The organism is Halalkalibacillus sediminis (assembly GCF_002844535.1).
Lineage (GTDB): Bacteria > Bacillota > Bacilli > Bacillales > Alkalibacillaceae > Halalkalibacillus_A > Halalkalibacillus_A sediminis.
In genome coordinates this window covers 294768-308700 of the sequence record NZ_PJNH01000002.1, presented here as the reverse complement: position 1 = coordinate 308700, position 13933 = coordinate 294768, and the positions used below count along the sequence as shown (strand labels likewise).

General features: G+C 32.4%; 12 protein-coding genes. 3 read left to right on the top strand and 9 right to left on the bottom strand.

Annotated elements, in window-relative coordinates:
• The first annotated feature begins 338 nt into the window (after positions 1-338).
• Genes CEY16_RS07790 through CEY16_RS07780 form a run of 3 tightly spaced genes read left to right on the top strand, consistent with a single transcriptional unit; the run spans position 339 to position 2537 of the window.
• Entirely contained in the window at positions 339-1064 is a 726-nt protein-coding gene (locus tag CEY16_RS07790; RefSeq protein ID WP_101331430.1) for a YveK family protein, read from the top strand.
• Entirely contained in the window at positions 1065-1754 is a 690-nt protein-coding gene (locus tag CEY16_RS07785; protein ID WP_101331429.1) for a CpsD/CapB family tyrosine-protein kinase, read from the top strand.
• Positions 1755-1769: 15 nt separating this feature from the next.
• Positions 1770-2537 (top strand): tyrosine-protein phosphatase, encoded by a 768-nt coding sequence (locus CEY16_RS07780; RefSeq protein WP_101331428.1) that lies wholly within the window; start codon positions 1770-1772, stop codon positions 2535-2537.
• Positions 2538-2574: 37 nt separating this feature from the next.
• Here CEY16_RS07780 and CEY16_RS07775 read toward each other — a convergent pair whose 3' ends face one another.
• From CEY16_RS07775 to CEY16_RS07740, 9 genes are all read right to left on the bottom strand, one after another.
• On the bottom strand, positions 2575-5703 hold the full coding sequence (locus CEY16_RS07775) for a M14 family metallocarboxypeptidase (protein WP_101331427.1): 3129 nt from the start codon (positions 5701-5703) through the stop codon (positions 2575-2577).
• A 126-nt stretch (positions 5704-5829) separates the two neighbouring features.
• Positions 5830-5994, bottom strand: coding sequence for a hypothetical protein (locus CEY16_RS15625; protein ID WP_476625128.1), 165 nt, complete (start codon positions 5992-5994; stop codon positions 5830-5832).
• The gene (locus tag CEY16_RS15210) at positions 5994-6140 is read right to left on the bottom strand and encodes a hypothetical protein (RefSeq protein ID WP_162297876.1); all 147 of its coding nucleotides are present in this window, start codon (positions 6138-6140) and stop codon (positions 5994-5996) included. The genes CEY16_RS15625 and CEY16_RS15210 overlap by 1 nt, the downstream gene beginning before the upstream one ends.
• 48 nt (positions 6141-6188) lie before the next feature.
• Positions 6189-7166: a sulfotransferase family protein gene (locus CEY16_RS07765; protein ID WP_101331425.1), complete on the bottom strand. Its 978-nt coding sequence runs from the start codon at positions 7164-7166 to the stop codon at positions 6189-6191.
• Between the two features lie 34 nt (positions 7167-7200).
• Positions 7201-8043, bottom strand: coding sequence for a sulfotransferase domain-containing protein (locus CEY16_RS07760; protein WP_101331424.1), 843 nt, complete (start codon positions 8041-8043; stop codon positions 7201-7203).
• 13 nt (positions 8044-8056) lie between these two features.
• On the bottom strand, positions 8057-9544 hold the full coding sequence (locus CEY16_RS07755; protein WP_101331423.1) for a flippase: 1488 nt from the start codon (positions 9542-9544) through the stop codon (positions 8057-8059).
• Positions 9545-9762: 218 nt separating this feature from the next.
• Positions 9763-10962: a glycosyltransferase gene (locus tag CEY16_RS07750; protein ID WP_101331422.1), complete on the bottom strand. Its 1200-nt coding sequence runs from the start codon at positions 10960-10962 to the stop codon at positions 9763-9765.
• A gap of 427 nt (positions 10963-11389) precedes the next feature.
• A complete protein-coding gene (locus CEY16_RS07745; protein WP_162297892.1) occupies positions 11390-12622 on the bottom strand; it encodes a glycosyltransferase family 4 protein in 1233 nt (410 codons plus the stop codon).
• Positions 12623-12640: 18 nt separating this feature from the next.
• A complete protein-coding gene (locus tag CEY16_RS07740) occupies positions 12641-13846 on the bottom strand; it encodes an O-antigen ligase family protein (RefSeq protein WP_101331420.1) in 1206 nt (401 codons plus the stop codon).
• Positions 13847-13933 lie beyond the last annotated feature (87 nt).

Below are 13933 nucleotides of genomic sequence, written 5' to 3'. Positions count from 1 at the left end.
TCAAAACCGAACACAGAAAGGACCTTTAGTTTTTGCCACGTTAAGGAAGGGAATATAAGACGACATGCAAGCCGACTGAAATTTTTCATCAGGAGAACTATGGCTCTGTTTTTCGATATCAAGTGGTCATGATCATAAGAATTTAGTATTCAGACTAAACTCTATAACTTGCAACATAGAATTCTCTGTCTCTTAATTAAGAATATTCTTTACGTATAAAACCCAAAAATACTATTTAACCACTTAAAAAGGTAAATTATGAAATAAGTAGATAAATAGCACCACTTATAATGACAATATGTTACAATTAATATCTAACATAGAATTGGAGGCATAAAATGGAAGAATCAATTTCACTTCAAGAGATTTTTGCAGCATTAAAGAAACGACTAGGTATTATCATAATCATCACTTTAAGTTTTGTATTAATAGGCTTAGTCTATACTTTATTTTTCACAACTCCTCAGTACGAAGCATCTTCACAATTCATCGTCAACCAGTCAGTCGAACAGGAATCTACTCGTTATGATGTCAATGAAATAAGATCCAGCGTTGAACTAATAAATACTTATAATGTAATCCTTACTAGTCCAGTTATTCTGAACGAAGTAATAAACAAACTAGATTTAGATATTACTAGCAACCAACTAGCTTCTAAAATCAATGTATCGAGCGCCAGTGGGTCCCAAGTTGTTAATGTAAGAGTTACTGACTCAGATCCGGCTCAAGTCGCTCATATCGCAAACTTAACTGTGGAAACTTTTCGCGACGAAATTCCAGATATTTTGAATGTTGATAATGTCAGCGTTCTCTCCAAGGCTGAATACACCTCCAATCCTAACAAAGTAAGTCCAAATACTCAGTTGAATCTTGCAATTGCATTTGTCTTAGGACTCATGATTAGCATGGGTATAGCATTTTTGCAAGAGGTTCTAGATACTTCATTAAAAGAGGAACAAGATATAGAAAGAACATTGGCTCTACCTATTATGGGGCGTATTTCTACAATTAATGAGAGAGAGATTAGGAAGCGGAATCAAAAGCATAGAAGGGGGATCTTATAAATGTTTGGAAAAAGAAAAAAAAAGAATGTGAAGAGAACACTAATTGCTAAAGATCAACCAAAATCCCCTATTTCAGAGCAATTCAGAACATTACGAACGAACCTTCAATTTGCTTCTGTCGACAATGAATTAAGAAGTATGATTGTCACTTCTACTGCTCCAGAAGAGGGTAAAAGTATCACTTCAGCCAATTTAGCAATTGTATATGCACAACAAGGTTTAAAGGTTCTGTTCGTCGATGCAGACCTTCGAAAACCAACTATGCACTATACCTTTCGTTTAAGTAACACTTCTGGTTTAAGTAGTCTATTGATTGGAAAGCAATCGCTAGATGAAGTAGTTGAACATGATCATATTGCTAACCTGGACTTACTTCCAAGTGGACCTATCCCACCCAACCCTTCAGAACTAATTGGTTCCAGAAGAATGAGTAGATTCATCGAGGAGGCTACTAAAACCTATGACCTAGTATTATTTGATACTCCGCCTGTGGTTGCAGTTACGGATGCACAGCTTTTAGCAAACTATGTTGATGGCGCATTATTAGTTATCAGAAGCGGCCAAACTAATAAACAGGTAGCAGTAAAAGCAAAAGAGCTTCTTGATCAGGCCAATGCCAACATATTAGGCACAGTATTAAATGATGTCGAAGTAAAAAAAGACAATTATTATTACTACTATGGAAGATAGGGAAGGACGATTATATTGATTGATATTCACAATCACTTATTACCCAACATTGATGACGGACCCTCTTCTCTTTATGAAAGTTTATCGCTTGCAACAGATGCTGTAAACATGGGAATCAACACGGTCTACGTCACGCCGCACCATTTAAACCCGCAATTTGAAAATCCAAAGGACAAGATTTTAAAAGAAATAGAGATGTTCCAAATACACTTAGAAAACGAACAGATTCCACTTACCGTCAGACCTGGACAAGAAGTTCGTATAGTCGGAGATTTAATAGAAAGAATCGACCGTGATGAAATTTTGTTTTTAAATAATAAATCCAGCTACCTACTACTTGAATTTCCATCAAACAATGTACCCCGTTTTACATCAAAAATTGTTTTCGAATTACAAGTAAACAATCATAGACCTATCATTGCCCACCCCGAAAGAAATAAAGATATCATTCAAGATCCAAGTAAGCTTTATCAGTTAGTTAAAAACGGAGCATTAACTCAACTAACTGCCTCAAGTGTTTGCGGATACGCTGGAAAAAAGATTCAAAAGTTTTGTTTTAAATTGATTGAATCTAATTTGGCTCACTTTATTGCATCAGACGCTCACAACTCTAATTCTCGAAGCTTTAACTTACCAGAAGCTTATAGCTTGATTGAACAGAAATTTGGAATGTATAAAAAAGAAGAATTAATTGAAAATGCTAATCTTCTCCATAATAGTGAATTAGTCGTTGGAAATATTCCGGAAAAAGTTGCATCGAACAAGTTTTTCAATCTATTTTAAAAACCCATCCAATGTTTGGATGGGTTTTTGCTTAACTCTAATTCAAAGCTTCTTTTGCCAACATGAGCCCTACTGAATCATTTTGTCTCCATATACGTTCGTAATTACTTAACGGTACCGGGCGGCTCCCTACATGTCGTGATAACTCGGGTGTCAATCCAGGTTTTTGAATTGAATCTATGACCCAGTCGGTATAACCTCCACCACTAGGGTTAGAAGAAGGATGTACGAGGCTGTAACCTGTTTTATTACTAACCTTATCGGCTAACTGCCTATACTCCTCTCTCTTCTTACCTGTCGAGTTATATGCCCAATAAAGGACTTCACCAGATGAATGATATGCTACATGTGATTCAAAATTGTTATTTTTTGTGAAGTTATATAAAGCTTTAACTTCTGGTTCTGTTAAAGGGTTAGTCCCTTTATAATTATATGGACCTGGGTTTGACGCAACTTTCGTGATATTTTCCCAGTCAGCTGGGTACTGCCTATTCAGGTCCACCCCTCTAGCATTTGCTTTCCAAGAGGTAAAATCTGTACTTCCATTATTCAAACGAATTAACTGTGACCGATTGCTGAAACCATCCGGCCCGAACTGGTTTAAAGTAACACCGTCTGGATTAACCATAGGTACATAGTAAATTGTTACTTTTTCCAAGATATCACGAACATTATAACCGTCTATTTTAGAACCGTTCACATATGCTCGACTATATTCATCAATCTGATTCATAACTAGATTAGTAGAAATCCACTCCCGAGCATGGTGAGAAGCATTAATTGTGATTTTCTTATCTCCATTTCCAATTTTCACGACATGAATGTCTCGACCTTGTAGAGATTGGCCAATAACTTCAGTTCGAATAATCCCTGAATAAGCATTTTTAAGCTTATTGATGTCTTTTACCATTTGATTATAAGAATAAACACTTTTCGGATTAACGATTGGTCCTAAATCTTTCATTGCATTTATCACATCGTTCTTATGAATGTAACCAGTACGTTTTTTACCTTCTACATATACTGTCGCCTCATACCAATTTGATGTAAAGGTCTTATAAACCATCCTAGACCCAAAACTATATCCTTTAAGCTTTTTTGAGTCTCTACTAGTAGCAGAATACACAAATGTCTCATCTCTGTAAGCCATTCCGTCAAAGCTCTCTTGAGAAGCATTCTGATCAATTACATCATTTTTGTGTATAAACCCTGTTTTTCTATTACCATTTACGATAATTTCGGCTTCATACCAATCATCCATAAAAGATTTGTATTTTAAAAGTCTGCCCTCTCCATAAGATTTGAGCACCGTCTGTCTCTTGCTCGGTGCGGAATAAACATTGATTTTTGAGTGATAGGAGTAACCTTTAAGGTTCTCTTGATCCTTAATTGGCTCCTCCACGTCTCCAGCGTAAATATATCCAGTTCGTTTTTTTCCATTAGTATATACTGTCGCTTCATACCAATTATTCAAAAATGTTTTATAGTATAGCAATTGTCCCTGTTCATAGGATTTTATAGCGTTACTATCCTTTGTTGGGTTTGAGTATATTTCTGTTTCACTCTTCAAAGCATATCCTGATGATTTTTTTTGTTCCGCCACTGGCTCTTCCACATCTTTTTCATGTATATAACCCGTTTGGCGTTTTCCATTCAGGATCACCTCTGCGACATGCCAGTTATTTAAATAAGTTTCATAATAAAGGACTTTACCTGCATTATATGATTTTAGAGCAGAGCTTGTTTTGCTTGGTCTGACATAAACCTTGGTTGAAGAATTTACTGATACTCCTCGAAGGTTTTCGGAGTCCTCAACTGGTTGTTCAACATCAGACGCTGCAATATAGCCTGTCTGTGCTTCGCCATCCAAAATTACTCTCGCTTGATACCAGCCATCTATGAATGTCTTATACTTCAGTGTACTTCCTTGGGAGTAATCTTTAAGAACTCTTGAGTCCTTGTTGGCACTAACATATACATTTGTTTTATTTTTTAATGCTACTCCTTTTAAAGACACAGGATCGTTTGTTGGTTCTTGTACGTCATTCACATGAATATAACCAGTGTGGCGCTTCCCATCTAAAATGACTTCTGCTGCATACCAGTCATTGATAAATGTCTTATATTTTAATGTACTTCCTTGTCCATAGTCTTTTAGAACACTCGAGCTTTCACTAGCTTTTGCATAGACTTTCGTTTTTTGCTTAGTTCCGACACCACTTAAAGATTTAGGATTACTCGTTGGTTCTTCGACATCACCAGAGTGTATATACCCGGTGTACTTCACACCGTCAACAAAAACTGTTGCTTCATACCAACCTTCGATAAACGTCTTGTATTTTAGAATTGAACCTTTACTATAATTCTTTATTTCTGAACTATTTTTATTCGTACTTGAATAAACAGAAGTCTTCCCTAAAGCCACCCCTGTCAAGGAGGCCTGTTTCTCCACTGGTTCCTCTACATCGTTTTGAGAGATATAACCTGTGTGTTTAGTACCGTCTACGTAAACAATTGCTTCATACCATCCAGACAAGAATGAACGGTACAATAACTTACTACCTTTAGGGTAACTTTTTATAACATCAGATGATCCAGAAACTTGAGAATATACATGGGTCTGATTTTGTTGTGCTATTCCACTTAAGCTGACTTGGTCATCACCAGCAATCTCAATAGTTCCTTGAGAGATATAACCTTTGATCTGTTCGCCTTCTACATCTACATTGATTTCGTACCATCCAGAGACAAAAGTTTGAACTTCGAGCACAGAACCTTGGATAATAGTTTTAATTACGTCTCCATTACTACTCGGCTTATTAAAAACTTGGACTTCACCATCCACAGCCGCCCCTTCAAAAGAAGCTCTCTCATCGGATACAACATCCACATTCTCACTATGTATGTAACCTTCTGTCGATTCATCATTATCTAGATTGACAACTAGCCACTCTGAATCCTCAGAATCTTGTTTATATTGTATGATGTCTCCTACTTCATACTCTTGTAATACAGTAAACTTGTTATCTTTCTCCTCATAAACTTCCGTTCCCTCTTGTTGGACCACCGCTCGCATGTCAGCTTCAGCTTGAATATGAGAATCGTTAGAAAATATCGTGCTAAGAAGCAATAATCCAATAAAAATCTTACATAATTTAGAGTACAAACGAATCCTCCTTAAAAATATTTAATTAATACTAGTATATCAATAATTTAGTAGATAAAAAGAATAATAGTAAAAAACTTCAAATGAACTTCAAAAAAATTAGCACCTTTATTTAGGCGCTAATCTTTAATTCAATATGTTGTCGATGCGCTGAAGTAAACAGGATTTTAAAGAGATCAGCCGATTCTCTGCTTCTTTTTTGTCTGCTCCCTTAACGCCGATATAAAATTTTATTTTCGGTTCAGTTCCAGAAGGGCGCAAGCAGCACCAGCAATCTTCGTTGAATTCCATTACATTTGCTTTAGGTATATCCATAACTTCTGATTCACCCGCTTTAACCCCACTTCGTTTACTCCACTTTTTTCCATATAAGGAAGATCGACTTCCTCATTCACCCATCGAATCAATTCTGCTGAGTAGATTTCGTCTTTCTCCATCAATTCAATTCGATGGAGGACAACATTTATGTATTTTTTTACAATATGTTATAAATATTTAATCAAAAGTCTATTACCAATAAACACCTTAACCTTTTCTGCTTTTGCAAACTTAACCAAACTCTTATTTTCAATCGTTTCATAACCATATCGGTCTAACGTATATTTAAATAACTTATTTACCAAGTTTACCTCTATTGGTTCTATTTCAGTTATCCATCTAGACAATCCATTGCTAGAAAGATCCTTAAATTTAACATCTGTTGTACTATTACCTCCCCATATTTCACCATTAACAGTGGGGGTATAAGTAATTTCTTCATTAGAAATTCCAGCAAATTCTATGACTTCTTTAATCTTTTCTTTAGGTTTCATAACTAAGTCTTCATACTTAATTACTAGATAATCTTTATCTAATGTTACCTGATTTTTTTCTAAGTAATAATAATTGTTATAAAGGGATTGAATTATTGGCTTTAAAAAAGGATAACCACTTCTAGATTTAAACTTTCTCATTGAAACAATATTTGAATAAGGATTTCTAATGATATGAATGAACTTCGCATTTGGATACAATTTTTTTAAAATATTTGCGAATTCTGCATTCTCAACTGATTTTTCAATTACTCTCAGATTGTCAGCCAATTTCTTATTATTAAGTGAATAATACATAGCATGAATATAATTTTCGATTGATGTTTTCAAATACATATAATCAGAATAGCTTTTAATTTCATTTATAAATTTTTCAATGTTCCAAAAACCCTTGGTGTCACTATCAGCATACTGATCTGACAATGAATTAACATATTTTATCCAATTTATATAATTTTCTATTATTTCATTTCCAACTAGGGCTTTCGGAAGCTTTCTTCTAATACCATAATCAACCCAATATCCATTATGCTGAAAAAAATGAGATTCTATAGGGACAACAAAAAGCTCACTATGACCGTCAAATAAGTTTCTTAATAAGCTAGTTCCTGATTTATGTGCACCCAAAATAAAAATAGGTTCTTGATTCATATTTTCTCAATCCCTTATATTAATTTAATATTACTTAGTCCCAATCAAAATTACGCTGTATTAATGAATACAATTTTTCATTATGTGGTTTAAAATAGTTTTGTAAATACTCTCTTGTGTCCCCTTTGAGTCTCTCAGAGTAACCTGTCTTGTTCTGAGCTTTGAGATTAAGTTCAATCCCTTCTTTAAATTCTAAACCTAAAAAACTGAAAACTTCATTTAGATGAGTTTCGGTGTTCTTATAAAAATCTTCGGATTCTATAAAGAGGAACTGTTCTTTAGGATAGTACTCGAGCCATTTTTGCAGTTGTTCATAATAGTGCCCTCTTTTTAAATAGGACCTATACTTATACTTGTAAGTGAATTCTTCTGTTATAGTTTGACTTTGTTCTTCTTGAAGTTCTTCTTGAAGTTCTTCTTGAAGTGCTTCTTCAAAAGATAGAGGGTTATATGCTTTTGTTTTATTAGAGTTTCGTTGAAAATTATATTGAGAGTATGCCCTGTCAATTGGATTCCTTAAAAGTACAATAAACTTTACATTAGGATATTTGGCATAGATTCTCTCGGGACATCTATGATAAAACAAATAATCAGGAGTAGCTTCACCTGTTAGACAACCATTTTTAATTTTTAAAGGAAATTGCGCTTTATACCACGAATCGCCTTTTTGATATTTTTCGCTAAAAAATTGTAATTCTTTTGTTTTTGGTGAAATAAAGTTTTGTGCATATTCATTAATATAATTAAATAGAGATGTAGTTCCTGCCTTTTGAGCACCAATAATGAGAAAATCAGGATGATTTCCTAAACCGAAAGTGCAAGCTACCCTTTTTGCTTTGAATGGGATATTCCTAACTTGTTTACTAATTAAATTCATTTAATTAAAAGCCTCATTTCTTTATTTTTTTTAACACCGCATTTAAAATGATATTGTCCTGTTTAGTTAAACCAAAGTAATAATAAATTAGGCAAAATAATATTATAAAAGTAATTGATAATCCGATTAGTTGGCTAATCCAAATTAAACTTATCCAGTTATTTAATAAGTACACAATTACAAAAGAGATAATAAATGTCTTTAATAATATAAAGTAGCTAACATCGTAAGGATGAATTTTATGTAGTTTATAAACTAATAGTAACCTTAATATATTTATAACAAATACTGAAATCAATGATGCAAATGCTGCACCCTCTATTCCATATATTGGTATAAGCAAAAAATTCAAAGTAATATTTATTATTACAGCCATAAAATTAATGTACAATGCATAAAGGGAATTACCCGTCATAATAAGTATATAACCCGCAGATCCCACACCTGCATTCATAACCTGCCCTATCGTTATTAAAATTAATGTTGTTGAGCCTACAATAAATTCACTACCAAAAACCCTCATAATTTCTTCACTGAAAATTAGGATTAAACCAAAAGCAATTAGATTTACCCCGACTATCCATTTTGTAATAACTTTATACATATTTGCTAATGTATCCATATCACGCTTACTATACAAAGATGATATTGTAGGAGCAAACATAGTATTAAACGCAACAAGAATAAAACTACTTAAAGTTCCAATTCTTAATGCTATATTATATATACCTACCTGGTCTTCACTGTGAAAATAGCCGATCATAATAATATCAGTCTTATTACTTATTAAGCCTAAATAACCAGTGAGTAATAACGGAAGAGAGAACTTAATCAATTCTTTATATTGACTTGGCTTCCTGAATCTAATCCTACTAAATAGACCCTCTTTATAGATTACAGTTACCAAGTATACGGTGCCTATGATAGTACCGATGTAACTTGCTAAAGCTAAACTATAAATTTCATATCCAATCAAAACAGTGATTAAAAGTACTGTAAGTTTTATTACAGGTATTAATAAATCCTGACTAAAAACAAAATAATTTATCCTCTTTATCCCCTGAAAAACTCCTTTAGAAAGCTGATTAAGAGCTGTAAATATTATCAATGGAGACAATAACTTAATTAGGTTGTTCAATTCAGGCTTGTTTAAAATAGTTTTCGCAATAAAATCACTCTTCATCAATATTAATATTGATATTGCGCAACTGAAAAAAAGAACCAATAGGAAGCTAAAGGTAATTATACTATTTCGTTTATCTTTTTCTTCATTCTCGTTAAATTTCGGTATAAAGTATACTAACCCTTGTTGTAAACCCAATAAAACTAAAAGTGGGAAAAAGCCTATAAACGAAAAAATAAAAATGAATTGCCCATATACTTCTGCCCCCAAAAATCGGGCTGCTACAAAATTAAAAAGCAAACCAAATGTAAGGCCAATTATTTTCCCAATAAATATTATACCCGACTGTTTTGTAACATTTGTTAGTTCTTTATCCATTTTAACATCCCTATTAACATTAATTCACTAAAAACTGATTCGTCATTTTCTAGCATTTTTCCTATATAGAAGAATAATTATAAAGCATAAACATATAATTCACTTTAAGTATCGTCACCCTCAAATATGTCACATACCTACCTTTGTTTGCCTTATTATAGAAAAAATAGGCTTATTGGAGATTTTTTTCTTTATTCACAGATCAACACTCATTAAAATTAAATGTCCTTATCACTAATTTTTCCGGAGTTATATATTTTAAATTCATGATCAGTTATATGATCCCAATTAAATTTTTTTCCGACTCTCTCTCGATATTCTTCTTTACTTAGACAATCTCCTTCAAGAATTTGAATGATTCTATTAGCTATATTAAAAGCAAATCGATCATCTATATTTATAATATTTTCAGTGTACCCAATTGCTTCTGGAAGACCACCAACATTAGAACCAACAACAGGTACACCGCAAGCATTCGCTTCAAGTACCACCATACCAAAGCCTTCATTTCTACTTGGAACTACTAAAATGTCTAACTGGTTCATTATACCAGGAATTTCTTCAGGAGGGAGTCCTCCTGTAAATCTAACATCAATATTTGAATCTCTACGGTTAAATTGTCCTCTTAGGTAAGACAACAGTTTGCCTTCACCCACGATTAAGAAATCGACCCCATCTTTCCTTCTATTAATCTCACTAAAAATATCAATAAGATAATCCGCACCTTTTTTTTCTTCAAGTGTGCCAACATATCCGACAGTCTTTTTTTTACCTACTTTACTGTCCATGATCCGAAATGCTCCCAAATCAACGCCGTTGTAAGTAATTGCAGCATTTTGTCCTGAATAACCAATTTGCAATGCAGTAGAATATAAACCTTCACTTACAAAAAAACATTTCTCGGCAAATTTCATGGCGCTCAGTGCTTTTTCTTTCCTTTCTCCACTTAAATAATTTAAGTCGCTACCATGGAATGTAATATAATAGGGAATTGAGTACTTTTCACTTAGTCTGTAAGCAATGTAACCATTAGGCCACCCCCAATGCGCATGAATAGCATCTGAATTTTTAAGAAAATTATCAAAACGATTGATATATTGTTCTAACAGTAGACCTTCTATTTTTTGTTTTAACACGTACCTTTTAAAATAGCTAGATACACTATGCTTAAAATTGAGATTATATATAATGTTGTCATTATAGTACTTCCATTTATAAACATAAGATTTTTTTTCAATATTTTTCTTAAACAAATATTTAGCTGAAAATCTTATGAATTTGCTGTGGTACACATTATTGTTAATAATAAAAATCTGGTTAACTTTTTTCTTGTGCCTTTTAATACGCTCGTACGTCGCATTAAATAAACCACCACTACTTTTGTCAATATCCATGTTCGTAATGAAAAAAATATTCATATAATCCCCACTCTTTTTTGAGTTTACCTTTCAAGCATTATGTTTTCACCTGCAAATATATCCCATTACAGAGATAATTAGAGAAGTGTTCAACACTACTTTAATTCATACATCTAGAGCACTTCATATTATACCGAGATTTTAAAATAATCATGGAACTCTAGTGAGCCAATAATTTTAATAGCGTAACCATTAATAAAGTGTACCTATTCATTACAAACCAGATTTACGGTGTTTGGCAAAATAATTTTCGTACTTCAATTATTTAATAGCGTGCTATTTTTCCTGCATTTCGCTTGCTAGCCTTCTCATAAGGAACAAGGTTGAGACACTGCTTATTATGAGAAGGCTAATATAGGTTCTTTGCTTATTACAGTGATCTTTGTATACTTGGTTGTACTTCATTCTTAGTAGTTTTCCAGTTACCTTATTCTTGTTGTTTAATATGAACCTCATTTATATTGCTTTTCTTTGGATACCTAGTAATGGTTTCTTGCAATACATCCAAGTAATTCCTCGACAACGCTTCTTGTGTCATACCCCGAGCAGTTTCAACAGCTTTAGTAATTATCTTTTCTTTTTGATCCCTATTTAAATTTAAGACTTTAGTTAACTTATTTGCTAATCCGTCTAAATCTCTAGGTTCACATAAATAGCCATTCTGATTGTCTTTTATAACACCATCTATCCCCTCTCCAATAGAACCAATAGTTATACAGCCCTTAGACATCGCTTCAATATATACTAATCCAAAAGTTTCAGGGGAACTGACCATTACAAAAATATCACTTTCCTCCATTTTCTCAATTACTGACTCTCGTGTAATATATCCCAGGAATTCTATCTGAGAGCTCACCCTAGAAGCCTTAGCTAATTTTTTTAGTCTATCTTTCTCTGGCCCATCGCCGGCTATCTTTAAATACACTTCTTTACTAACTGCTATTTTTTCAAAAGCCTTAATAACTATATCTATATTTTTCAACGCTATCATACTGGATGCAATGAAAATAACTTGCGATTTGGACTTTATTTTCTTTTGAAGCTTGCAATCCGAAATAATTAAATCCCTATTTATTCCAGAGGGGATTATAAAGTTACTTTTTGAAGCAAGGTGTAATTTTTTGTATTTATTCATTAGATTTTGACTTCTAAAACCAATCCTATCAATAAATGACTCAACCTCTGAATATTTTTTGAGCCTTTTCTTCATATTAGTTAATTGAGAGATGTCTGACTGATGAAGTGTTAAAATCAAAGGAATATCCAATTTATCTTTTAACATTTTAGATATATAAAGAGAAGGGTTTATCATATGACAAACAATAATATCAGGAGAATTATTAATATTCTCTAGCAACTTACTATATAATAGTCGTAAATCTTTTTGAAAATAATCAATTTTTGGGTATTTATTTATTGTTAATCTATTCACTTCTACGTCTTGTAATTTAAAAGTAGTATCTTCACCATACCTTCTAGCTTCTTGACCTTTTGTTGTAATATTAAACAGAGTTGGATATTTCGGATGAATCTTCATTACACTTACATCATGCCCCATACTGACCCAATCTTTTGCAAAATAATGTAATGCATATGATATTTCTTTTCTCGACTGCCCATCGTAACTAGGGAATAAAGTTGTAATCATCAATATTTTCATATTAGCACTTCCCATTAATTATTTTTTGAAGAAATATCCCATTATTAAGAAAAAGAAGATAGATATATTAAGAGACATATTTATTGTTCCTGTGATGTCTGAAATCAATATAATAATTATAGAAACAATTATGAATATACTATTTTCCGAAACTCTTACTGTAGACAAAAATGACTTTATAGCATACAAGAATATATTTAGATATAGTAATAAACCAATCAACCCATACTGTAATACAAGTTGCAGATAATAATTATCTACCGCTTTTCCAATATCACGCACATAAAAGAATCCATAACCAAATAGGTTTTGAATTGTAAATGGTGAAAGGTGATTTTCTATAAACGTAGTCCATATATGTATTCTGCCACCCAACGTACTGGTATTTTCCGCCAAAAACCTTTGCGTACCCAAAAGACTATTAGTAAAAATTAATATAAAAGATAGTACAACTGCTAACAATAACATTGATTTTATTAAGATGTTTATTTTACTTAATAGTAAAGATAACACTACACTAACAGCAAGCAATAAATATGCAGTTCTTGACTGAGACAGAATTATTGCGTATGAAGAAGTCAATAAAATAAATATCAATATAATATTATATTTGGTACTATATTTATAATTTGAAAGCAATGTTGTTAATATGTAAGTAATAAATATCACCACAAAAACACCAAAAGTATTGGGGTTTCCAATTGTACCAACAATTCTTCCTACTTCCCACGCTTCAAACCCATAATTGTATTTTTCGAAATCAGAGTAATAAGTTAAACTAGCGATTCTAAAGGGCTTATTATAAACTTGTGCTATCCCTATTAAAACTTGACCAAACCCCGTAATTAGAATTAATTTATTTACTAGGTTTTTGTTTAAACGATTATTAAAGTAACTTCCTAATAAAAATGCCATCAAAGGGATCAAGCTATAAACAAACGTTCTTAAAATAGAAACAGTCGATGTTGGGTAAATAAAATTATTAATAAGATCAACAAATATTGTAAATATTACATATAAGAAAATCATGATTGTTAATTTATTTATATTAATTCTCCCGAATAACAAAACTATTAAAAACGAACCTATTAATGATATGATCCCTAAATAATCTCTTCCGAATAAATTTGGTGCGAAAAATGTCATTAAAACTACTAATGTAAATAGAGTATTCAACAGTCTTGTCGATATTTGGTTTTCCTTATAATAAAGGGCTCGATCCATAGCTAATCTCCTTGATTGATTGCACTTAATTAGTTTTATTACTTATATTTCCAGATAATCACTAAAAGGAATTCCATTATACTTACC

What these genes read in the sequence shown, in the direction of transcription:
- CEY16_RS07765 (WP_101331425.1), bottom strand. Translation starts at nt 7,166, where the DNA reads ATGAATCAAGAACCTATTTTTATTTTGGGTGCACATAAATCAGGAACT.
- CEY16_RS15625 (WP_476625128.1), bottom strand. Translation starts at nt 5,994, where the DNA reads ATGGAATTCAACGAAGATTGCTGGTGCTGCTTGCGCCCTTCTGGAACT.
- CEY16_RS07740 (WP_101331420.1), bottom strand. Translation starts at nt 13,846, where the DNA reads ATGGATCGAGCCCTTTATTATAAGGAAAACCAAATATCGACAAGACTG.
- CEY16_RS07745 (WP_162297892.1), bottom strand. Translation starts at nt 12,622, where the DNA reads ATGAAAATATTGATGATTACAACTTTATTCCCTAGTTACGATGGGCAG.
- CEY16_RS07760 (WP_101331424.1), bottom strand. Translation starts at nt 8,043, where the DNA reads ATGAATTTAATTAGTAAACAAGTTAGGAATATCCCATTCAAAGCAAAA.
- CEY16_RS07785 (WP_101331429.1), top strand. Translation starts at nt 1,065, where the DNA reads ATGTTTGGAAAAAGAAAAAAAAAGAATGTGAAGAGAACACTAATTGCT.
- CEY16_RS07755 (WP_101331423.1), bottom strand. Translation starts at nt 9,544, where the DNA reads ATGGATAAAGAACTAACAAATGTTACAAAACAGTCGGGTATAATATTT.
- CEY16_RS07790 (WP_101331430.1), top strand. Translation starts at nt 339, where the DNA reads ATGGAAGAATCAATTTCACTTCAAGAGATTTTTGCAGCATTAAAGAAA.
- CEY16_RS15210 (WP_162297876.1), bottom strand. Translation starts at nt 6,140, where the DNA reads ATGGAGAAAGACGAAATCTACTCAGCAGAATTGATTCGATGGGTGAAT.
- CEY16_RS07750 (WP_101331422.1), bottom strand. Translation starts at nt 10,962, where the DNA reads ATGAATATTTTTTTCATTACGAACATGGATATTGACAAAAGTAGTGGT.